General features: G+C 59.3%; 20 protein-coding genes and 1 pseudogene. 8 read left to right on the forward strand and 13 right to left on the reverse strand.

Annotated features, from left to right (window positions below):
* Window positions 1-195 precede the first annotated feature (195 nt).
* Together ACW9IR_RS03495 and ACW9IR_RS03500 are read right to left on the reverse strand one after the other, a co-directional pair.
* The gene (locus ACW9IR_RS03495) at window positions 196-1740 is read right to left on the reverse strand and encodes an MFS transporter (RefSeq protein ID WP_457461674.1); all 1545 of its coding nucleotides are present in this window, start codon (window positions 1738-1740) and stop codon (window positions 196-198) included.
* A 132-nt stretch (window positions 1741-1872) separates the two neighbouring features.
* Entirely contained in the window at window positions 1873-2703 is an 831-nt protein-coding gene (locus tag ACW9IR_RS03500) for an oxidoreductase (protein WP_457461676.1), read from the reverse strand.
* Window positions 2704-2833: 130 nt separating this feature from the next.
* Between ACW9IR_RS03500 and ACW9IR_RS03505 the strand changes: the two genes are divergently transcribed.
* Entirely contained in the window at window positions 2834-3724 is an 891-nt protein-coding gene (locus ACW9IR_RS03505) for a LysR family transcriptional regulator (RefSeq protein ID WP_457461678.1), read from the forward strand.
* Between the two features lie 4 nt (window positions 3725-3728).
* On the opposite strand, the gene ACW9IR_RS03510 is transcribed toward ACW9IR_RS03505, so the two are convergent.
* Window positions 3729-4898 (reverse strand): DUF1624 domain-containing protein, encoded by a 1170-nt coding sequence (locus ACW9IR_RS03510; protein ID WP_457461680.1) that lies wholly within the window; start codon window positions 4896-4898, stop codon window positions 3729-3731.
* 208 nt (window positions 4899-5106) lie between these two features.
* Here ACW9IR_RS03510 and ACW9IR_RS03515 point away from each other — a divergent pair, with 208 nt between their 5' ends.
* Together ACW9IR_RS03515 and ACW9IR_RS03520 are read left to right on the forward strand one after the other, a co-directional pair.
* Window positions 5107-5703: a paraquat-inducible protein A gene (locus ACW9IR_RS03515; protein ID WP_457461682.1), complete on the forward strand. Its 597-nt coding sequence runs from the start codon at window positions 5107-5109 to the stop codon at window positions 5701-5703.
* Window positions 5700-6386 (forward strand): paraquat-inducible protein A, encoded by a 687-nt coding sequence (locus tag ACW9IR_RS03520; protein ID WP_273915037.1) that lies wholly within the window; start codon window positions 5700-5702, stop codon window positions 6384-6386. The genes ACW9IR_RS03515 and ACW9IR_RS03520 overlap by 4 nt, the downstream gene beginning before the upstream one ends.
* Here ACW9IR_RS03520 and ydiJ read toward each other — a convergent pair.
* Window positions 6319-9345 (reverse strand): D-2-hydroxyglutarate dehydrogenase YdiJ, encoded by a 3027-nt coding sequence (gene ydiJ / locus ACW9IR_RS03525; RefSeq protein WP_457461684.1) that lies wholly within the window; start codon window positions 9343-9345, stop codon window positions 6319-6321. The two genes, ACW9IR_RS03520 and ydiJ, sit on opposite strands and share 68 nt — an antisense overlap.
* A 157-nt stretch (window positions 9346-9502) precedes the next feature.
* On the opposite strand from ydiJ, the gene ACW9IR_RS03530 reads away from it, so the two are divergent.
* Entirely contained in the window at window positions 9503-10387 is an 885-nt protein-coding gene (locus tag ACW9IR_RS03530) for a LysR substrate-binding domain-containing protein (protein WP_457461686.1), read from the forward strand.
* Between the two features lie 97 nt (window positions 10388-10484).
* On the opposite strand, the gene ACW9IR_RS03535 is transcribed toward ACW9IR_RS03530, so the two are convergent.
* Both ACW9IR_RS03535 and ACW9IR_RS03540 read right to left on the reverse strand, forming a co-directional pair.
* Window positions 10485-11759, reverse strand: a complete 1275-nt coding sequence (locus ACW9IR_RS03535; RefSeq protein ID WP_457461688.1) for a glucarate dehydratase family protein — start codon at window positions 11757-11759, stop codon at window positions 10485-10487.
* 30 nt (window positions 11760-11789) lie between these two features.
* Complete coding sequence (locus tag ACW9IR_RS03540) at window positions 11790-13157, reverse strand: MFS transporter (protein WP_102902099.1); 1368 nt, start codon at window positions 13155-13157, stop codon at window positions 11790-11792.
* A 119-nt stretch (window positions 13158-13276) separates the two neighbouring features.
* Between ACW9IR_RS03540 and ACW9IR_RS03545 the strand changes: the two genes are divergently transcribed.
* Window positions 13277-14176, forward strand: a complete 900-nt coding sequence (locus tag ACW9IR_RS03545) for a LysR substrate-binding domain-containing protein (RefSeq protein WP_457461690.1) — start codon at window positions 13277-13279, stop codon at window positions 14174-14176.
* 138 nt (window positions 14177-14314) lie between these two features.
* Here ACW9IR_RS03545 and ACW9IR_RS03550 read toward each other — a convergent pair.
* Together ACW9IR_RS03550 and ACW9IR_RS03555 are read right to left on the reverse strand one after the other, a co-directional pair.
* Window positions 14315-14920, reverse strand: a pseudogene (locus ACW9IR_RS03550) (DUF6338 family protein).
* 175 nt (window positions 14921-15095) lie between these two features.
* Window positions 15096-16301 carry an NAD(P)/FAD-dependent oxidoreductase gene (locus tag ACW9IR_RS03555; RefSeq protein ID WP_457461692.1) on the reverse strand — a complete coding sequence of 402 codons (1206 nt, stop codon included), beginning with the start codon at window positions 16299-16301 and terminating at the stop codon, window positions 15096-15098.
* Between the two features lie 293 nt (window positions 16302-16594).
* Between ACW9IR_RS03555 and ACW9IR_RS03560 the strand changes: the two genes are divergently transcribed.
* Window positions 16595-17143: an RrF2 family transcriptional regulator gene (locus tag ACW9IR_RS03560; RefSeq protein WP_457461693.1), complete on the forward strand. Its 549-nt coding sequence runs from the start codon at window positions 16595-16597 to the stop codon at window positions 17141-17143.
* A gap of 78 nt (window positions 17144-17221) precedes the next feature.
* On the opposite strand, the gene ACW9IR_RS03565 is transcribed toward ACW9IR_RS03560, so the two are convergent.
* Window positions 17222-17557 (reverse strand): hypothetical protein, encoded by a 336-nt coding sequence (locus ACW9IR_RS03565; protein ID WP_102902096.1) that lies wholly within the window; start codon window positions 17555-17557, stop codon window positions 17222-17224.
* Between the two features lie 184 nt (window positions 17558-17741).
* On the opposite strand from ACW9IR_RS03565, the gene ACW9IR_RS03570 reads away from it, so the two are divergent.
* On the forward strand, window positions 17742-17981 hold the full coding sequence (locus tag ACW9IR_RS03570; RefSeq protein WP_007910805.1) for a hypothetical protein: 240 nt from the start codon (window positions 17742-17744) through the stop codon (window positions 17979-17981).
* Between the two features lie 66 nt (window positions 17982-18047).
* Here ACW9IR_RS03570 and ACW9IR_RS03575 read toward each other — a convergent pair whose 3' ends face one another.
* Complete coding sequence (locus ACW9IR_RS03575) at window positions 18048-18245, reverse strand: DUF2188 domain-containing protein (RefSeq protein WP_095120340.1); 198 nt, start codon at window positions 18243-18245, stop codon at window positions 18048-18050.
* A 225-nt stretch (window positions 18246-18470) separates the two neighbouring features.
* On the opposite strand from ACW9IR_RS03575, the gene ACW9IR_RS03580 reads away from it, so the two are divergent.
* Entirely contained in the window at window positions 18471-18833 is a 363-nt protein-coding gene (locus ACW9IR_RS03580) for an NUDIX hydrolase (protein WP_150773906.1), read from the forward strand.
* A gap of 4 nt (window positions 18834-18837) precedes the next feature.
* On the opposite strand, the gene ACW9IR_RS03585 is transcribed toward ACW9IR_RS03580, so the two are convergent.
* The 3 genes from ACW9IR_RS03585 to ACW9IR_RS03595 all read right to left on the reverse strand — a co-directional run bounded on the left by ACW9IR_RS03585 (window position 18838) and on the right by ACW9IR_RS03595 (window position 21169).
* Window positions 18838-19080, reverse strand: a complete 243-nt coding sequence (locus tag ACW9IR_RS03585) for a DUF1652 domain-containing protein (protein ID WP_110720431.1) — start codon at window positions 19078-19080, stop codon at window positions 18838-18840.
* A gap of 110 nt (window positions 19081-19190) precedes the next feature.
* Window positions 19191-20090 (reverse strand): polysaccharide deacetylase family protein, encoded by a 900-nt coding sequence (locus tag ACW9IR_RS03590; RefSeq protein ID WP_110720432.1) that lies wholly within the window; start codon window positions 20088-20090, stop codon window positions 19191-19193.
* 131 nt (window positions 20091-20221) lie between these two features.
* Window positions 20222-21169: an ABC transporter substrate-binding protein gene (locus tag ACW9IR_RS03595; protein ID WP_457461697.1), complete on the reverse strand. Its 948-nt coding sequence runs from the start codon at window positions 21167-21169 to the stop codon at window positions 20222-20224.
* Between the last annotated feature and the right edge of the window lie 188 nt (window positions 21170-21357).

Raw genomic sequence — 21357 nt, forward strand, 5'->3', positions numbered from 1 at the left:
CTGCCAACACATCGGTTGCTGACATACCGCTTTCGCGAGCAAGCTCGCTCCCACAGGGATTCGCGGACAGATCGAAAATAGGTGGCTTGGCACAATCCAAAGTGGGAGCGAGCCTGCTCGCGAAGAGGCAATTTCAGTCAACCCATCCGTTGCTGACTCACCGCTTTCGCGAGCAGGCTCGCTCCCACATTGGCTTTATGCGGCAGCCTGTTGCGGCTCCGCGACGCTGCGATCCTTGCTTAACAATCCCAGTACCACCGTCGCCGACACCAGCGTGATCACCGTCAGGATGTGCAGCAGATACTGAAACGCCGCAGCATAACCTTCCACCAGACGCTCGTTGGCCAGCCCCGGAACGATGTTGATCGCATGCGCCATATCACCCGTGGTCACCCGGTGCGCGGTCTCGGCAATCAGCGACGCCTCGGCGCTACCCGCCACCACGTGCATGGCACTCGACAGATCAGCGTGGAGCAATGACGCCAGCACTGCCGCGACAATTGCAAGGGCAATCCCCTCACCCGCCACGCGCACGGTACTGAAGATGCCCGCTGCCATACCGGCGCGCTCTTTCGGCACGACACTGACCGACAAACCATCCATCAGCCCCCACGGCAAACCGGCGCCTACACCGATCAGCAGCATCGGCACCACCAACGTGAATTTCGCGTCACCGACGTTGTACAGACTCAGCCAATGCAGGCCCACAGCGGCAATCAGGAACCCGGCGCCGGACAAGATGCCGGCGGATACAAGGCGCGCCAGCGAGGCGGCCAGCATCGGCACCACCAGCATCGGCGCCGACAACGCCAGTAACAGCAGACCGGCGTCGATCTCGCTCAGCCCCTCAACGCCGATGAAGCGCAGCGGCAACATCACCACCAGCACGATGTAGCAGAAACAGGTGCCGATCGGCAGCATCTGCACGCCGATGAATCGCGGATAACGGAACAGGGTCAGATCGAGCATCGGCCGCTCGACACGCATTTCGACGATCACGAAAGCTGCCAGCAACACGGCCGAAGCGCCCAGCAAACCGATCACCTGCGGACTGTCCCAACCACTGTCCGGCGCCTGGATAAGGCCAAACGTGAACAACGCCAGCATTGCGCTGAACAGCAGCGTGCCCGGCCAGTCCAGCCCTTTGGCATCCGGGTCGCGGGTTTCGCGCATGCGCGGCACTCCGAAAACCAGCGAGATGATTCCAATCAACGCGGTAAAGACAAAAATTGCCCGCCAGTTGAAGGCCTCGATCAGCGCACCCGCCACCAGCGGCCCGAAGGCCAGACCGATGCCGAACGTGGTGCCGAGCACGCTATACGCCCGAGTCCGGGCATGGCCTTCGAACTCTTGCGCTAGCGCCGCCGAACCACTGGCCAGCGCCGCCGCCCCCGCCACACCCTGTACGGCGCGCAACACATCCAGCCAGAACACCGAAGGCGCCAGACTCTGCGCAAACGACGCGGCGGTGAACAGCAACATGCCAAAGGTGAACAGGCGTTTGCGTCCGTACACGTCAGCCAATGCGCCGGCGGCCATCAGCAAACTGCCGAACGACAACATGAACGCATTGGTGATCCAGGTCAGCGCCACCGGACTGCCGCCCAAGTCACGACCGATGGCCGGTGTCGCTACAGCGCCGCCGGTAAAGCTTAACGGCAGGACCAAGGCCGAGAGGCACACGGCTCCGAGTATGAGCAACTTGTCGCGCGCTCCGTGCAACTGAGTTACAGAAATCATCCGTTCCATCCTTTGAGAAATCACCAAGCTGCGTTGTGCAGCGAACAAGGCGCGAAATACACAGAAAAATCCACTGAAGTTTGCGCACGAAAAAGATGAGAGCGAGCAGCCTCGCTCTCACAGCTCCGGCGTTCAGTTGGCGAAATCGGTAGACAGCGCCAGCTCATTCCACTCGGCCAGTTCTTGCGCCACCAACCGATTCTTCGCCTCGATCCGCGCCACCGTGTCACTGCCCAGTGCCAAGCGTTGCGGCGGGTTCGGCGCATTGACCAGCGTCAGCATCGCCTCGGCAAACTTCTGCGGATCACCCGGTTGCGCATGGTTGGCCGCCTCGGCGAACGCACGCATCTTGCCAACGGTTTCGTCGTAGTCCGGCAGCTCAAGTTGCGTTTTGATCAACGACTGTTCATCAAGGAAATCAGTGCGAAAGAAACCCGGCTCGACCACCGTGGCTTGAATGCCCAACGGCGCCAGCTCCTGATGCAATGCTTCGGTGATGCCTTCGACGGCAAACTTGGTCGAGCCGTAAACGCCCCAGCCCATGTACGCCTGATAGCCGCCGATCGACGAGATGTTGATCACCCGGCCACTGCGTTGCGCGCGCATATGCGGCAACACGGCGCGAGTGACGTTGAGCAGGCCGAACACGTTGGTCGCGAACAGGCGCTCGGTCTCGCTGGCGCTGGTTTCTTCGACGGCGCCGAGCACACCAAAACCGGCGTTGTTGATCAGCACATCGATGCGGCCAAAACGCTTGATCCCTTCAGCGACCGCTTGATGCGCTTCGTCCTCGCGGGTGACGTCGAGACGCACTGCCAGCAGGTTCGGTTGCTCGCCGAGACGGTCAGTGATGTCTTGCGGGTTGCGCGCGGTAGCGATGACCGCGTCACCGGCACGCAAGGCGCGTTCTGCGATGAGGGTGCCAAAACCACGGGAAGCGCCAGTAATAAACCAGGTACGCATATCAACTCCTCCTGTCTGCGACCCTGGCGGTGGTGCCAGGTCTTCTTGATGAGTTGATGCGACTTTAAGGCCGTGCTACTGATGTGATAATCCCAACAATTTTGCATGACTTTGTGAAAGGCATTCACAGATGAAATCACCCTCGGCGGCCGATCTGTCGGTCTTTCTATACACCGCGCAGCACTTGAACTTCAGCAAAGCGGCCATTGAGCTGGGCCTCACGCCCTCGGCCCTGAGCCATTCGGTCAAAGCGCTGGAGAACCGGCTCGGCGTGCGCCTGTTCAATCGCACCACCCGTAGCGTGGCATTGACCGAGGCTGGCGAGCGTCTGTATGCCCGACTGAAACCGGCATTCCGCGACATCGACGATGCTTTGGAAGACCTCAATCACTTCCGCGATAAACCCTCGGGCAATCTGCGCATCACCTGCGGGCGGCAAGCCTGCGAACTGGTGTTACTGCCGATTGCCAGTGAGTTTTTGCAGGTGTATCCAGACATCCGTCTGGAAGTGGTCGAGAGCGATGCACTGCTGGATATCGTCGCCAGCGGGTTCGATGCCGGCGTGCGCTTCGGCGATCGCCTGGAGGCTGACATGGTGTCGCTGCCGATCGGCCCGACAATGCGCTCGGTGGTCGTTGGTTCACCGGCGTTTTTTGAACGCCACGCAGCACCGCAAAAGCCCGAAGACCTGCACGCACTGCCGTGCATCCGCCACCGCTTTCCCAGCGGCTCGCTGTACCGCTGGGAACTCGAACGCGGCGGCATCGCCCAGGAAATCGAAGTCAACGGCCCGTTGACCCTCGGCGATGTCAGCCTGATGGTCGGGCCCGCGTTGCAAGGGCTGGGCCTGGCCTATGTGTTCGAAGACATGGTCAGCGAACACTTGGCCAGCGGGCGTCTGCTGCAAGTGCTGGGAGACTGGTGCCCGTTCTATCCGGGCCTGCACCTGTACTACCCGAGCCGGCGTCATGTTCCGGCACCGCTCAAAGCGTTTATCGACTTTGTGCGCAACCGGCGCTAGGCGTTTACAGATACTTCAGCCAGGCGATGTCGCGACGACGGGCCTTCAACGCCGAGAACCAGCGCACGGCCGGGAACAGCGCAATTGACAGAAGCGCTGCCGCCAGCCAGATCGCCGCCACTGACGAGAAGCCGAAATAGCTGCCCTGATTCAGCCCGAACAGCGCCACGCCGATCAGGTACAACACCTTCAACGCGTACAGATGCAGCAGATAGAAAAACATCGGCGCCGAACCGAACACGGTCAACCAGCGAATCCAGCGACGATCCTGCAAGCGTTCGAATGCCAGTAGCAGCAACAGCCCGACGCTCACGGTCAGCGCGATAAACAGCAACGACGGCGGGTACTTGGTGATGTTGAAAAAGCTCATCAAGGTTTGCACCGACGTGTCGCCCACGGCCCATGGTTTTTCGCCATAGCCGTTGATCAGCCGAAGTCCGACAAAGCCAAGCAGTCCTGCGCTCCCCGCGATCAGCAGTTGCCACTGACGCAATCCCGCTTCAACACCGCGAGCAAACCACGGCCCCAGCGCATAACCCAGACCGATCACACCGATCCACGGCAACAACGGATAGGAGGTGCGCAAACGCAGGTTGTCGCTGACATCGATCCAGCCGCGATCATGCAAAATCGCCCACGGCACATGCAGCGCCGACTCCACTGGAAAATGCACCGCGTCGAGCAGGTTGTGTCCGGCGATGATCGTCAGGCTCAACGTCAGCAGCAGCCAGCGCGGCAGCCAGACCAGCAGCGACAAGGCAATCATGCTCAAGCCGATCGCCCAGATCACTTGCAGATAAATCACGCTCGGTGGCAGCTGGAAGGTCCACGCGAAGTTCACCAGGGTGAATTCCAGCAACACCAGAAACAGACCACGTTTGAACAGAAAGGCGCTGACATCAGACTTGCCCGCGTACTTTTCGCCGAACAGCCACGCAGACAATCCGGTCAGCAGCACAAACACCGGCGCACACAGATGCGCCAACGTGCGACTGAAAAACAGCACCGGTTCGGTGCTGGCAATGTCCATCGGGTCGCTGACCTGGCGGTGCAGCAAAAAGGTTTCGCGCACGTGGTCGAGCAGCATGAACAGAATGACCAGACCTCTGAGGGCATCAATGGACAGCAGCCGGCCAGTGGTCAACGGGGCAGAACGAGGAAGCACAATCGTCATGAGCGTTTCGCAATCGAATGGATAACAGCAGGTGCCCAGCAGGAACACCGCTAAAAATTCGCGTTACCTTATAACAACAAACAGTAAAAACCCAAGCTCAATCGATAGTGATTCTCAGAAAACCTCAGCCGCACAAGTTGCCCAATAGCCTCAGGCTTCTATAGTGATCAAGTCCCCTGCCCTTGCGGCTTGCTGTCGAGCGTTGTCCATGGTCAACACCGAACACCTGATCATTTGCGAGCACTGCGATTGTGTGTACGAAAAAGCCGTGCTGGCCAAACACCAGAAAACCTCGTGCGCGCGCTGCGGCGGCGTGCTCCAGCGCTTCAACGGTTTGACCGTCGAACAGCGTCTGGCCCTGACGTTCACGGCGGCGATGCTGTGGTTGTTTGCCAACTTCTACCCGGTGATGAGCATCAGCCTCAAAGGCCTGAAAAACAGCGCGACGCTGTGGGATTCAGTGCTGGCGCTGAGTCAGGGGCCGATCACGTTCATGGCGATGGTCGCGGCGATTTCGATCATCATTGCCCCGGCGTTTCAACTGGTGCTGCTGATCTGGGTGCTCAGCTTCGCGCTGTCATCGCGACGTGCGCCGGGCTTCAAGCTGTGCATGCGCTGGCTGGAAACCCTGCGGCCGTGGAGCATGCTTGAGGTGTGCCTGTTGGGGGCGATGGTGGCGGTGTTCAAGCTGGCCGGATTGCTCGACGTGTTGCCCGGCATCGGCCTGTTCGCGCTGGCCGTGCTGAGCCTGATGATGATCAGGATTGCCGGCCGCGATATCCGCGACCTCTGGGACATTCTATGAAACGGCCACCGACTGCCAGCGAACTCAATCTGTGCCTGTGCCACAGCTGCGGACTGGCCTGCGACATGACCGACGAGCCGCATGAATGCCCGCGTTGCGACGCGCCGCTGCACCGGCGCAAGACCAATTCACTGGCGCGCACCTGGGCGTACATGCTGGCGGCACTGGCGTTTTACGTGCCGGCCAATCTGCTGCCGGTGATGAACACCACCATGCTCGGCAGCGGTGCCGACAGCACGATCATGAGCGGTGTGCTGGAGTTCTGGGAGCACGGCGCTTGGGACATCGCGCTGATCATTTTCATCGCCAGCATCGCCGTGCCGGGAGTCAAGTTCGTCGCCCTGACGTTGCTGCTGATGACCGTGCAACGCGACAGCGCCTGGGCGCGCAAGGAGCGTTCGAAGCTTTACCGCTTCGTCGAGCTGATCGGCTATTGGTCAATGCTCGACGTGCTGGTGGTGGCGCTGGTCGCAGCATTGGTGAAGTTTCAGGCGCTGGGCGATATCGAGCCACGACCGGGCATTCTGTTTTTCGGCCTGGTTGTGGTGTTCACCATGCTCGCAGCGATGAGTTTCGATCCGCGCCTGATCTGGGACAAGGACACGGACGAATCCCTCAGCGACGCTGAACCTCAAGCAGCACCTGCAACGGATGGCGCAGTGCCTGATCCGACTGGCGCTTGACCTGACTGCGGCAGGAATACCCCGTGGCCAGTGCTTCGCCCTGCTCTGCCGGCGCGTCTATCTGACGTGCCCACGACTGCTCGTAGATCACCGCTGAGGTTTGGCGATTGCGCGCCTCGTGGCCATACGTGCCGGACATGCCGCAGCAACCGGTGGCTTGCGTGGCCAGCTTCAATCCTGCGCGTTCGAACACCTGTTCCCACTGACGGGTGGCGGCCGGGGCGTTGGTTTTCTCGGTGCAGTGCGCGAGCAAACGGAACGACGCAGTCGCATCCTGCGGCGCCTGCTCCGGCATCACCTTGAGCAACCACTCCTGAACCAATGCCACCTCCGGGCATTGCTCCATGCCCGGCACTTTCAGGTATTCCTGGCGATACACCAGCGTCATCGCCGGATCGAGGCCCAGCAACGGCACGCCCACATCCGCCAATTCACGCAGTTGCCGAGCGTTGCGCAACGCCGCGCGGCTGAATGCCGAGAGGAAGCCTTGCACATGCAAAGGCTTGCCGTTGGCGCTGAACGGCGCGAGATAGACCTGATAACCCAGACGCGAAATCAACTCGACCAGATCGGCCAACAATGGCGCTTCGAAGTAGCGCGTGAAGGCGTCCTGCACGATGACCACACTGCGCGCACGTTGCGCCTCGGTCAGCGCCGACAACGTCGAAACCTTCGCCGGTTGCACCTGCCAACGGCGCATCGCCGCATGGAAATCAAAACGACTGAGCAGCGGCACATCGATCATGCCGCCAACCCGTTCCAGCAAGCTGCGAACGAATGAGGCGCCCATCAACCCGTTGTACAGCGCCGGAATCCGCGCCATGTACGGGATGCTGTACTCCAGCGAGGCGATCAGGTAATCCCGCGCCGGACGCAGATAACGGCTGTGATACAGCTCAAGAAAACGCGAACGAAACTCTGGCACATTGACCTTTACCGGGCACTGCCCAGCGCAGGATTTGCACGCAAGGCAGCCGGCCATGGCGTCGTAGACCTCGTGGGAGAAGTCTTCGGCCTGCGTACGGCTGTTGCGCCAGCGCTGCCACAAGGTGCTGAAAAACGCAGGCTTGCGAATCGCATCGGACAACACGTCGACACCCGCTTCGCCCTGCAGACGCAGCCACTCGCGAATCAACGAAGCACGGCCCTTGGGCGATTGCGACCGTTCGCGGGTGGCTTTCCACGACGGGCACATCGCGTCATCGGGATCGAAGTTGTAGCAGGCGCCGTTGCCGTTGCAATGCATGGCCGCGCCGTAGCTTTGCCAGACTTTTTCGTCGATCTGCCGATCCAGTTCACCGCGCAAAGTCACTTCGTCGATTTTCAGCAGCGCCGCGCCGGTGTTCGCTGGGGTAGCGATCTTGCCTGGGTTGAACTGGTTGAACGGGTCGAACGCGGCCTTCAAGGCTTGCAGCGCCGGGTAGAGTTCACCGAAGAAGGCCGGTGCGTATTCCGAGCGCAGGCCTTTGCCGTGCTCGCCCCACAACAGGCCGCCATACCGTTGGGTCAGCGCGGCGACGCCATCGGACACCGGGCGCACCAGCGCCGCTTGCTGCGGATCTTTCATGTCGAGAATCGGCCGCACGTGCAGCACGCCCGCGTCGACGTGACCGAACATGCCGTACTGCAAACCGTGGCTGTCGAGCAAATCGCGCAACTCGGCGATGTACTCGGCCAGGTGTTGCGGCGGCACTGCGGTATCTTCAACGAACGGCTGCGGCCGCGCTTCACCGGCGACGTTGCCGAGCAGGCCTACCGCACGTTTGCGCATGCCGTAGACCTTGTTCACCGCCGCATGACCGACCGCCAGCGTATGACCCAAACGCTCAACCGTGCGGTCGCTGCTCAAGTGGTCGACGAACGCCTCGACCCGGCGCTGCAAATCCTCCGGATCGTCACCGCAGAACTCCACCAGATTGATGCCCAACGTCGGGCGCTCGGCGCTTTCCGGGAAATACTCGGCGACGCCGTGCCAGACGATGTCCTGCATTGCCAGCAGCAAGACTTTCGAGTCGACGGTTTCGATCGACAACGGCTTGAGCGCCATCAAGGCACGGGCATCGCGCAACGCGTCCATGAACCCGGCGTAACGGATGTTCACCAACATCGTGTGTTTGGGGATCGGTAGTACGTTCAGCCGGGCCTCGACGACAAATCCCAGCGAACCTTCCGCGCCGCACAGCACGCTGTTGAGGTTGAAACGGTTGTCCGCCTCACGCAAGTGCGCCAGGTCATAACCGGTCAGGCAGCGGTTGAGATCGGGGAAACGCTCTTTGATCAGCTCGCCCTGCTCATCAATGATCTGCCGCGCGCAGCGATAGACCTCACCGACGCGATCTTCGCGGACGCACAGTGCTTCAAGTTCACTCTCTTCCAGTGGCTGGCCGTGCAGGCGCTCGCCACCGCGCAGGACCATATCGAGTTCAAGCACGTGGTCGCGGGTCTTGCCGTAGGTGCAACTGCCCTGACCGCTGGCGTCGGTATTGATCATGCCGCCGACGGTGGCGCGGTTGGAGGTCGACAGCTCCGGGGCGAAAAACAGCCCGGCGGATTTCAGCGCGGCGTTGAGCTGATCCTTGACCACCCCGGCCTGCACCCGCACCCAGCGCTGCTCGACGTTGATTTCGAGGATGCGGTTCATGTGCCGCGACAGATCGACGACGATGCCGTCGGTCAGTGATTGGCCGTTGGTGCCGGTGCCACCGCCGCGCGGGGTGATCACCACTTGCTGGTACGCCGGCTCGGCGATCAACCGCGCCACCCGCGCCACGTCCTCGGCATCCAGCGGAAACACCGCCGCTTGCGGCAGGCGCTGATAGATCGAGTTGTCAGTCGCCAGCACCACGCGGCTGGCGTAGTCGGCGCTGATTTCACCGCGAAAACCGCTGGCTTTCAGGGCTTCGAGGAACTGTTGGTAATCGCTGGTCAGGGCTTTGGCGGGGGACAGCTGGGCAATCATCGGTCAGGTTATCTCGGTCAAATCGGGCCGCGTGGCGGTGAACAGTTGTACGCAACGAATGATTGCGTCAGGCTCCGCCATCTCATGGTGCCCATGTTCATTGCTGGCGAACGCCGGGACAACCGTAAATTCGACCCGATATTGATGACTTTTACGAATGAATCCGCGCACGCTCACCCCCTCCATGTCGTTATTGCTGGCTTTCGAGGCCGCCGCGCGCCATGAAAGCTACACCCGCGCCGCTCATGAATTGTCGCTGACGCAGAGTGCGGTCAGCCGTCAGGTGCAGACTCTCGAGAAGATGCTCGGCATGCGCTTGTTCAGCCGCGAAGGTCGGCAAGTGGTGCTCACCGATGTCGGGCGCATGTATCAGCGCGAACTCGCCGAAGCACTTGGGCAGATTCGCAGCGCGACCTTGCAGGCCATGGCGTTCGGCTCGGGCATTCACAGCTTGCGCCTGGCGACGCTGCCGACCTTCGGCTCGAAATGGTTGCTGCCACGGTTGAAGGATTTCTACACCGCGCACCCGGGCATGACCGTGCATTTGCATTCGCGTATCGCAGCGATCGACTTCGATACCAGCGAAATCGATGCAGCGATCTGTGTCGGTGGCGGTGACTGGCCGGGGCTGACCGCCCTGCCCTTGCACACCGAGGAACTGGTGGTGATTGCCAGTGCGCAACTGTCCGATGCTGAGCGCGACGACGCCGAACAACACATCGCCGGGCAACTGCTGCTCAACGTCAGCAGCAATGCGCAGGCGTGGGCGGAATGGTTCAGCCATCACGGATTGCCGCATCGCGGTATGCGCATCGGGCCAAGTTTTGAAATGACTTCGCACTTGATTCAGGCGGTGCGGGCGAATATTGGCGTGGGTTTGGTGCCGCGGATTTTGGTCGAAGATGAGTTGTTGAAGGGTGAACTGCTGCAACTGGGTGAGCCGATTACCAGTCGCCGCAGCTATTACCTGGTGTATCCGCCGCGCAATGAGAATTTGCCGTCGCTGAAAGCGTTTCGGGATTGGCTGGTAGAAACGTTGTAACCGTGAGGACGCCAATCGCGAGCAGGCTCACTCCTACAGTTGGAATGCGTTTCCCTGTAGGAGTGAGCCCGCTCGCGATGGCGCCAATTCAGGCACCTCAAAACCTCGGTTTAACTGCCCTCCAATCCGGCTTGTACCGCTGCATCTGCCGCACATCATCGCGTTGACGAATCCCGCAGGTCAGATACTGATCATGCAACTTGCCCAACTGATCCTGATCCAGTTCCAGCCCAAGCCCCGGCGCGCGGGTGATCTTCACGCAGCCATCGACAATCGGCAGCTTGCCACCCTTGATCACCTCTTCATCCGGCTCCTGCCACGGGTAATGCGTATCGCAGGCGTAATCCAGATTCGGCACCGCCGCCGCCACATGCGCCATCGCCATCAAGCTGATGCCCAGGTGCGAATTGGAATGCATCGACACACCAACGCCGAACACATCGCACATCTTCGCCAGCGTCTGCGTGTCGCGCAGGCCGCCCCAGTAATGGTGGTCGGCAAGGACGATCTGCACGCTGTTTTGCGCGATGCTGCGGCGGAATTCGTCGAAATCGGTAACGACCATATTGGTCGCCAGCGGCAGACCAGTGCGTTTGTGCAGTTCGGCCATACCGTCGAGGCCCGGGGTCGGGTCTTCGTAATACTGCAGATCATCGCCGAGCAACTCGGCCATGCGAATCGAGGTTTCCAGTGACCAGTTGCCGTTCGGATCGATGCGCAAAGGGTAACCCGGGAAGGCCTTTTTCAACGCCTTGATGCACGCCACTTCATGCTCCGGCGGCAACGTACCGGCCTTGAGCTTGATGCTCTTGAAACCGTACGCCTCGATCATCCGCGCGGCTTGCGCGACGATCTGCTGCTCGCTGAGCGCCTCGCCCCAGTTGTCCGGTTTGTACGGCGAATCGACATGCTGTGCGTACTTGAAGAACAGGTAGGCGCTGAACGGCACTTCATCGCGAATCGCGCCGCCGAGCAGATCCACCAGCGGCACATTCAGGTAATGCGCCTGCAAGTCGAGAAACGCCACTTCGAACGCCGAGTAGGCATTGCTCACCGCTTTGCTGGCGTGGGAACCGGGCGCCAGTTCGGCACCGGCAAGACTGGCCGGTTTGTTCGCAGCAACGGTGGCCTGCACGATCGCGCGTAACTGATTGAGGTTGAACGGGTCGAGGCCGATCAGCTGTGACTGCAACTGCTGCTGAATCGCCAGCGCCGGGGCATCGCCATAGCTTTCGCCGAGGCCGATGTAGCCGTTGTCGCTTTCGATCTCGATGATCGAGCGCAGGGCGAAGGGTTCGTGGATGCCGCTGGCGTTGAGCAGCGGCGGATCGCGGAAGGCAATCGGGGTCACAGTTACGCGGGTGATTTTCAAGATAACGCTCCTGGCAGATCAACAATCAATTCAGTGGCTCGCGGCCGGGCTGGCCGTCGCAACAACGGCGGTGACCTCATGCGGCTTTGCGAGGTTTTTGCCTTTCGCGCCAGGCGCCGTGCGGGCAAAAAAGATCACCACCGCAGCGATCAGCGACGTCGCCGCCAGGCCATAAAGTCCGCCCTCGATGGAGCCGGTGGTTTCTTCGAGGATGCCGAACGCGGTCGGCGCAACGAAGCCGCCGAGGTTGCCGATGGAGTTGATCAGCGCGATCACCGCCGCGGCAATGCGCGCATCCAGATAGCTTTGCGGGATCGGCCAGAACAGTGCCGATGCAGCCTTGAAACCGATGGCGGCGAAACAGATGGCGACGAAGGCGAAAATCGGCCCGCCAGTGGTTGACATGAACATGCCGATCGCCGCGATCACCAGCGTCAGCGCGACCCAGGCTTGCTGGAATTTCCACTTGCCGGCCATCGCCGCGAAACCGTACATGGCGACAATCGAAATGATCCACGGGATCGAATTGAGCAGACCGACCTGGAAGTCGCCGAGATTGCCCATCTTCTTGATCATGCTTGGCAGCCAGAACGTCGCGCCGTAAATGGTCAGGGCGATGGAGAAATAGATGAAACAGAACAGCGCAATCTGCCGATCCGCCAATAGCTTGAACATCGACGGCTTGGCCACCTGCGACGCCTCGCGAGCGCGCTGTTCCTCGGCAATCGCCGCCACCAGCGCTTCGCGTTCCTCTTCGCTCAACCACTTGGCCTGACGCGGATGCGATTGCAGCCAGAACCATACGAATGCGCAGAGCACCACCGACGCCGCGCCTTCGATCAGGAACATCCACTGCCAGCCATGCAGGCCCAGACCGCTGATATGCAGCAACGCACCGGAGACCGGGCCGGAGATCACCGAAGCAATGGCCGAACCGCTGAGAAATACCGCCATGGTCTTGCCGCGCTCGGAGGCCGGCAGCCATTGGGTGAAGTAGTAAATGATTCCGGGAAAGAAACCCGCCTCCGCCGCGCCGAGAATAAAGCGCAGCACATAGAAACTGGTTTCACCTCTGACGAACGCCATGGCCATGGCAGCGGCACCCCAGGTGAACATGATCCGCGTCAGCCAGACTCGCGCGCCGTAACGTTGCAGGAGCATGTTGGACGGCACTTCGAAAAGCGCATAACCGATAAAGAACAAACCGGCGCCGAGGCCATAAGCCGCAGCGCCGATGCCCAGATCGGTCTCCAGGTGACTGCGCACAAAACCGATGTTGACCCGATCGATGTAGTTGACGATGAACATCACCACGAACAGCGGCAGCACGTGGCGCTTGACCTTGGCGGCGGCACGGGCGAGAACCGTGACATCCAGCGGACTCTGGAGGGTTTTCAAGGGGCGACTCCCGATCTTGTTTTTTTAGGGATTGCGTAAAGCGATGGGCCGATCATGGACGGCGATCATTGATCCCGTCTAATCTAACTTGGCATTCGATTGATACCTGGATTAGATCAATGTTCGAATTGACCCAACTGCGCTGCTTCACCACTGTCGCCACCGAACTCAACTTTCGCCGCGCCGCCGAACGATTGAACATGACCCAGCCGCCGCTGAGCCGGCAGATTCAGCTGCTGGAACATCACCTCGGCGTCGAGCTGTTTACTCGCAGTACCCGCAGTGTTGCGTTAACCGCCGCCGGCCGTGCTTTCTTCATCGAAGCACAGAACCTGCTGGAACGCGCGCAACAAGCGGCAGTCACCGCGCGGCGGTTTGCCGAAGGCGACATCGGGTCAGTGAACATCAGTTTTGTCGGCAGCGCGGTGTATGAGTTTCTGCCCAAGGTGATCGCCGAGGCGCGACTGAAACAGCCGCAGGTGAAAATCGATCTGACGGAAATGAACACTTACCAGCAACACGAAGCCCTGCGCGCGAGACGGATTGATCTGGGCATTGCCCGCGCGCCGTTACTGGAGCCGGGCTATGCGACTGAATGCCTGGTGCGCGAGCCGTTTGTGCTGGCAGTGCCAAGCGGGCATCCATTGGCAACGGCGACTGAAGTGTCGGTCAGCAACCTGGATAAACAGCCGTTCCTGATGTACTCCCACGCCGCGTATCCGCCGTTCAACGAATTGCTGACCGGCATGCTGCGTTCGGCCCGGGTCGCGCCGGATTATGTGCAGTGGCTAGGGTCGTCGCTGACGATTCTGGCCTTGGTCAACGCTGGCATGGGCCTGGCGCTGGTGCCCCGTTGCGCCACCAGTGTGGTGTTCAAAAATGTAGTGTTTCGCGATATCGATCTGGGTGAAGGGGTGCAGAGCGAGCTGCATCTGATCTGGCGGGAGAACAACGACAACCCGGCGTTTGCGATGTTGCTGGAAGCGATTCGCCGGGCGGTGGCTGAGGGTTGGGGCTAGTGGCTGGCGGCGCTGATCAGCGCTTTGGCGGTGGAGGCGCACTCGGCCCTTTAACCAGCGGTTTTGCCAACGGCTTGCCGTCTGGGCCCACGAAGAGACGCGCCACGTGAGGCGGCATGGGATTGGGTGCTTTTGCGCTCATGAAACAACCTCCTCGACAGAATTGAATTCGACCCACTGAACTTTTGAGGAATCTATCACCATTAATTCGGCGCCAAAAGTGAGCACCTCGCCACCATCGCCAAGCCATTGTGGATTCAGCAAGATAAATTGCCCTTCCGAGGGTCCAGAAGGTCACTCCAAGGGCCAGCCAAACAATCGCCTCTCGTCATTCAGTTGCAAAGTGACAAGGCGATCCTGTCGCTCAAAAGCGCTGTACCACTCGCTGGGATGGGAGCTTTTACGTGTCAGGTGTCGCTTGCGTAGCCACACATGCAAAACCCCGTTTGAAGCCAAATAACAGAAAAGCCCGGCGAGACATACTGAAACAATAAATGCCCACAATGCCTCCGCCCGAGCATCCCATTTCCCTACAGAAAAGCCTATCGACCCCACCCACAGACAAATTGCCTCAATCCCCAGTACCGCTCCCTGAATCACAAACGTGAAAATCAGCGCCTGCACAATCTGCCCGAACGTATCGGGTCGCTTGAAAGCCGTCAGTGAGTAAAAAATCCATGCTGACAAAAAACCGGGAATCAGATACTGCAACAGCGGAATAACTTCTTTGACCAGATCATCCATGATCCGAGACTCCTTGAAAGGTCGTGCCGGCCTGACTAACCACCAGCCCTCAAAAGCCTAGTGCACACAACTGCAAATCCTCGCGCGCAACTGTCACCGTTCATTTCTTGCCATCACCCTATGTGCGGACAAAAAAATCCCGCTCAGGGAGCGGGATTCATTGGCGCAGCGATGGTTATGCAACCACAGGAATCAGCGGATCCGCAGCGGCCAACGCGCTCACGCGGTCGGCTGCAGGCGGATAAATCCACTGAGTGTTGATCTGGGTCTTCAGGGCTTTGCCTTCCTGCTTCACCAGTTTCACCTGACGATCCCAGCCTTCGGTGTACACCGCGCCCCATGCACCAAGGTCGAGGCACGTCACGTATTTGGGCTGGCTGTACGGCGTCGGGTCGATACCGAGGATCTGCGCGGCGACGTTGTTGCCGGCGTGACGACCCAGCGAAATCGCGTGCTGGCAGGTCATCAGCGCGTAGTTGCCGATGTCGTCGGTGGCGGCGTAAGCCACGTCGCCGGTGGCGAAGATGTCCTCCTGGCCGATGACTTTCAAATGGGCATCGACGTGCAGGCGACCTTGCTTGTCACGTTCAGCGGGAATCTGCTCGGTCAGCGAACTGGCGCGCACGCCGGTGGTCCAGACCACGGTTTTCGCTTCGATGTGCTGGCCATCTGAAAGCGTCACGCCGCTGGCATCAACCGACTGTACCGACACACCCAAACGCCATTCAACGCCCAACGCTTCGCTGGCTTCGAGGATGGATTGGCTGATCTCTTCGCCCATCGACGCGCCGATCTTCGCGCCGCGATCAACGATGATGACTTTGATTTCGGCCTGCTCGCCAAGAATCTCGCGCAGACGCGCCGGCATTTCAGTTGCCGTTTCAATCCCGGTGAAACCACCGCCCGCCACCACCACGGTATTGCGTGCCTTGGTTTCGGGAAGGTTTTTCAAGGACTTGAGGTGTGCCTCCAGGCGAATCGCCGCTTCGATCTGATCGACGTCAAATGCGTACTGCGCGACACCCGGTGTGGCCGATTGCGCCAGACCACTGCCGCTGGCCAGAACGAGTTTGTCGTAGTGGAAGACCTGTTTGTTGCCGGATGCATCGGTGTAACCGACGGTTTTTTTCGCCACGTCGATGGTTTGCGCTGCGCCTTTGATGAAGTGAACGCCGACTGCTTTGAACAGTTCATGCAGCGGAGCCGCCAGTTGATGAGCATTCGGCTCATAGAAACGTGGACGTACACGTAACTCGGCCTGCGGTGCGAGAACGCTGATTTCGACGTCGTCGCGACCCTGCAGGTCAACCAGCCGGGTAGCGCTCAACGCCGACCACATACCGCCAAAACCTGCGCCGATAATCAGAATCTGCTGCTTCATTGTGCTTCTCCAGAAACGTCCAACGGTGGAAAGAGGTGAAATCGGATTCGTCGTGAGCCAGCCCTCGCCAACCCCAATACCGCCGACTCTATTGGTCGGATATAAAACCAACAAGTCAGATTATCCGATAGGTTTAATCGGACTTATCGATGGTTATGGCGTTGAATCGACTTAAGCCAATCTCTCCTCAGCGATTAAATCTGCCGATTTCATGATCTATCGCCCCTATGAGACCGATTGCCGGCTTCTGCTCAGACTGTTAGCATTTACGACAAATCAAGTCGGACTTACCTATGTCTCTTTACAGCGCAGGCGTCGAATACGGCATCCATTGCCTGGCGTTTCTGGTTACCAACAGCGGCGATACGCGCGAAGCCAGCGTGCGCGACCTCGCCGAACTGCAAGGCGTGCCGGTGGAATACCTGGCGAAAATCTTCACCAAACTGGCCAAGGGCAAACTGGTGGTGGCGTCTGAAGGCGTGCGAGGCGGATTCAGCCTGGCGCGGCCGGCCGACGAAATCACCCTGCTCGACATCGTCAAAGCCATCGACGGCCGCAAGAATATTTTCGAATGCCGCGACATTCGTGGGCGTTGCGCCCTGTTTGAAGGCAATGCGCCGCAATGGGCAGTCGAGGGCACCTGCTCGATTCACGCCGCCATGATGACCGCGCAACAACGCATGGAGGAAGCCCTGGCTCAGCAGACGATTCTCGACATCGCCAGAAAGGTCGGGCGCAAGGCGCCAAAGGAATTCGGCCAGCAAGTGGAGGACTGGATGCAAGACCGGCGAGAAAAGAAAGGCAATGTCGGCACCATCCCGCTAACTGACATTTCCGACTGATTGTTCAGCCGGCGAGCAGCCAAAAAAAAGCAGAAACCGTCGATGCGGTTTCTGCTTTTTTTGCATAGGACAATAGCATTACAGGCAATCACGCACCGATTGGCGCAACGAACCGGACTTCGCCCATGGCGGCCCCTGATACAACGAAACCCGGCTTCCGTCCTTGTACTTGACGATGTCGAGGATCTCGTCCGCAGTGATGATGCTCGGCGCCGTGATGCGATAGCCGTTGGAAATCGATGTCTGCGAAGTCTTGGCCACATCCTTCTGCCACAACGGTAATAAACACGCCGCATAGTCCTTGGGCGACTTGGCGCTGGTCTTGCTGATATTCGGCTCACCCGGCACCAACGAGGCCGGCAACGAGCAACCCGCCAACATGGCCAACGCCAGACTCCCGATCCATATCCGCATGGTGTATTCCTGATCTGAAAAAAGTGAATGTAGCGTGTAAGCGGCTCTACATCCATCGTGGCAACGCGCCCGTGGCGCAATCTGCACAACTTTTCACAACCGTTCAGCGTGCTGATGAACAGGCTTTGCCCATCGACGAAAAATGCGACTACTCTTTTCTACCGAGAATGTTCTGGAGGTGATCATGCGGCTCAATGAATACGAACACGAACTTCAACGCGACCTGCAAAGCGTTGCATCGGACTTGAGATGGTCGGCGGTCGACCTGAAGCGTATTGCCGAACAACTGCGCAAATCCGGCAACGAGGCGGATGCGCAATCCGTGCTGAGATCCTGCGAGGTGCTGCAAAGCGATGAAGAACGACTGCAACTCTATGCCAGGGAAGTGAAAGCCCGCGCCATCAGCCGAACCAAGGTCCACTGAGACCTGCATCCCCTTCCCCCAAACAAAAGCCCCGACACATGCCGGGGCTCCTTCTATTACAGCCAGTCAGTGGGTTTTGTGACTTTGCGCGCGCGTCGTGCGTTTTTTGTAGCCAGGCAGCGCTGCGGCATAGGCCAGCGCCTCTTCCCGGCTACCAAACGACGCCAGCCGATCGCCTTGGGTGCAAACCCGCCATGGGCCATTGTTCACGCTAAGCACGTCATAGCCGTTCATGTGCATCTTGTTCAACATCGGCATGCTCATGGATACCTCCATTTTTGCTAACGGTCAGATCCAGCTTCACGCTTTTACCTTACACCCTGACCCGCCCGAAATGCCGACCGGATGTCGCCAGCCGCAACAGTCAAGGATCTGGCACTTTTCAACACAGCGAACGCTCCAAACTCCAATGAAACCTTTGTCGCAAGCTTCGGCTCAAATATTGCAGTTTTATTTCTATTTTGTGACAAGCATTAAACCAGGTAACAGATGAAAGTACGTGCAACCGTTATATGCGAGCAGGATCGCCACATTCTCCTGGTACGCAAACCCCACTGCCGCTGGACATTGCCCGGCGGCAAGGTCGAGCACGGGGAAACCCGAGCGGAGGCTGCCGTGCGCGAACTGCAAGAAGAAACCGGCCTGGACGCCGACGATGTGTTGTATTTAATGGAATTGCAGAGCGGCAGCACGCGGCATCATGTCTACGAGGCGTCCGTGCTGGACTTTGAGCAAGTGCGTCCACAGAACGAGATCATCGATTGCATCTGGCATCCGCTGGATGCGGTGCGCAATCTGAGAACCAGCGAAGCGACGCTGCGCATTGTTCAAGCGTTTCAACGGCGTTTATGAGGCGTTAACCAGCGAACGCTCGGCGGCCCGCGCTGATTTCGGTGCGTAATTCACCGATGAAGTTGGAAATGTCACGGATCGTGACGAGGTGTTCCGGGGAAACGCCATTGAGCAGCAATTCGACACGCCCGCTGTTCGGCTCATATACCTTGATTTGCAGCAGCCCCTGAGTGCCTGCAATGCAGTCACACTTGAACGCAGGAAAGCCGGATTCGACAATCCGGCAGATATCGTCAATGGCAAGCATGGCTGAACGCCTCGCAGGCGATGAGTCGGTCGACCCGATGAGCATAGATGAGCAATGTGTGTCTTGCTCGATACAGAAATGCCAACCAGGTCACAACTTCCGACTCACCCTCAGTGCGCGTCATGATCCCAGATCCAGTTCCACATTCCGGGCAAATTCACCGCCTCCGAGCTGTTCTCCACCGTGCGCGCCAGTGCGGCCTTCTCCAGCGCGACGTGATCATCATAAAAAGGTTTGTCCGCCAGCCTCACGCCCGTGGCGGCCGCGCTATCCAGCAGAATCTGCAGGTATTCGCGCGTGTGCCGCGCGGTATAGCGGTTGAGATCATGAAACGTCACCACCACCGGGATGACCCCGTCCACGGTGGGCAATTCGCCAAGAGCGATACGTTCACGGACTTCCGATAACTGTCGCAGCATGTTGGCCCGACGTCGCGGGCTGGCATTGAAGCCCCAGATCTTGCCGTCATTGGCGCTTAAATCGGTGAGCAACACATGCAAGCCATGCTGCTGATAGGCGGCGAAGGTGCGCTTGTCGTAATTCCAAAATGGCGGGCGCAGCAGTGTCGGTGGCGCGCCGGTGATGGCAGCGATATCGGCCGTGCCGTTGCTCAGCGATTCTTCAAGCTGTTGTGGGTCGAGCAAGCGATGATTGGTGTGCCAATGGGTCGCCGTGTGAAACGCCAGGATGTGCCCCTCGTCATGCTCGCGACGCATGATGCTGCGGCCGATGTCACTGTTGCCCGCTCGCGGCGCGCGTGTCTGCACAAAGAACACCGCTTTGATACCCGGCTGCAGCGGGTTGTCCTTGAGACTGTCGAGCACCGTGGCCGACGGATTCCACAAACTCGAAGCGCTGGGGCCATCGTCAAACGTCAACAGAAAGCGCACCGGAGCCTGGGTTTTCAGGCGCGTTTCGGTTTGCGCAGTCATTTCTATCGGTGCAGCGATACAACCGGCCAGTCCGAGAGCAATGAGCGCAGCACAAAGAAGCTTGAATCCGGATTTCATGTTTTGCCTTGAGCACGGCAGCTGCCGTCATGTTGTCGATTGGCAAAACTCCCTCGCCCTTATCCATCCTTGCGCCCCGATCCGCGAGCGGAGGTTGGATAAGGTACACAGGGTTTGGTTCCGGCGCTCGCTCAGTGAGCCAATGCCTGCTGAAAAGACGTGTCGATAATCCCGGCGGTGGCCAACGGTGCCGGCAGCGCTTTCACCTTGAACAGAAAATCGGCGGTGCTTTGCAGGTCCGTCGCAGCCTGCTGGTCCACCGGCCCGACGGTCATGTGCGCCTGGCGCAACCAGTGGCGCGACACCTGCTGATCGAGATTGGCTTTCTTTGCCCACAGATCGGCGTATTCGTCCGTATGGCTGTCGACCCAGGCCCGCGCCTGCTTCAAACGCCCGAGAAAATCCGCAATGGCTGCGCGTTTGCTGTCGATGGACGGTGTCGACGCCGCGATTGCGCTGAGCCCCGGCATCAGGTTTTTTGCGGTCAGGATCGGTCGCGCGCCGGAGAACACGATCTGCTGGGAAATGTACGGTTCCCACACCGGGAAAGCGTCAATGCTGCCCTGTGGCAGGGCTGCGGCGGCATCGATCGGCATCAGCTTGACGAAGTCGACGTAGTTTTCCGGCAGACCGCCCTGCTCCAGGGCGCGCAAGGTCAACTGCTGACTCCAGGCGCCGGGCCAGTAGGCGACTTTCTTGCCCCTCAGATCGGCGATGGTTTTCACTGGCGAATCCTTGGGCACCAGCAACGCGATGGTGTCGGGATTTTGCCGCGATACGCCGATCAGTTTCACCGGCGCCTGCTTGGCGGCCAGAAACAGAAAACCGGAATCGCCCAGGAAGCCCAGATCCAGTGAACCGGTTTGCAAGGCTTCCGCCAAGGGTGCAGCGGCCTGGAAGTGTTTCCAGTCGACGGTATAAGGCGCGTCTTTCAATACACCGGACGCCTCCACCGAGGCACGGATGTTGTAGTAGTTCTGATCGCCGACATGCAGGACCAATGGCTCGGCTGCGTAGGAAAGCGGCGAAGTGAATAGTGCAGTGATTAACGCACTACGGAGGAAACGAGAAAGCTTCATGGCGAGTCCTGCAAAGGTAATTGCATAGACCATAACGCTGTTGATTCAAGGTTTTGAAATTCGATAAATGCATAAGCTCATGACGCCTGATAGTTGCTGTTTGCTTGGCAACAGTAGCGAATCACACTGTTGCCCACGCAACAGCTGAAATCCTGCACCTGGCGTTAAAACCCTTATAAACCGGCGCT

It is taken from the genome of Pseudomonas sp. SDT291_1_S447 (genome assembly GCF_054070155.1).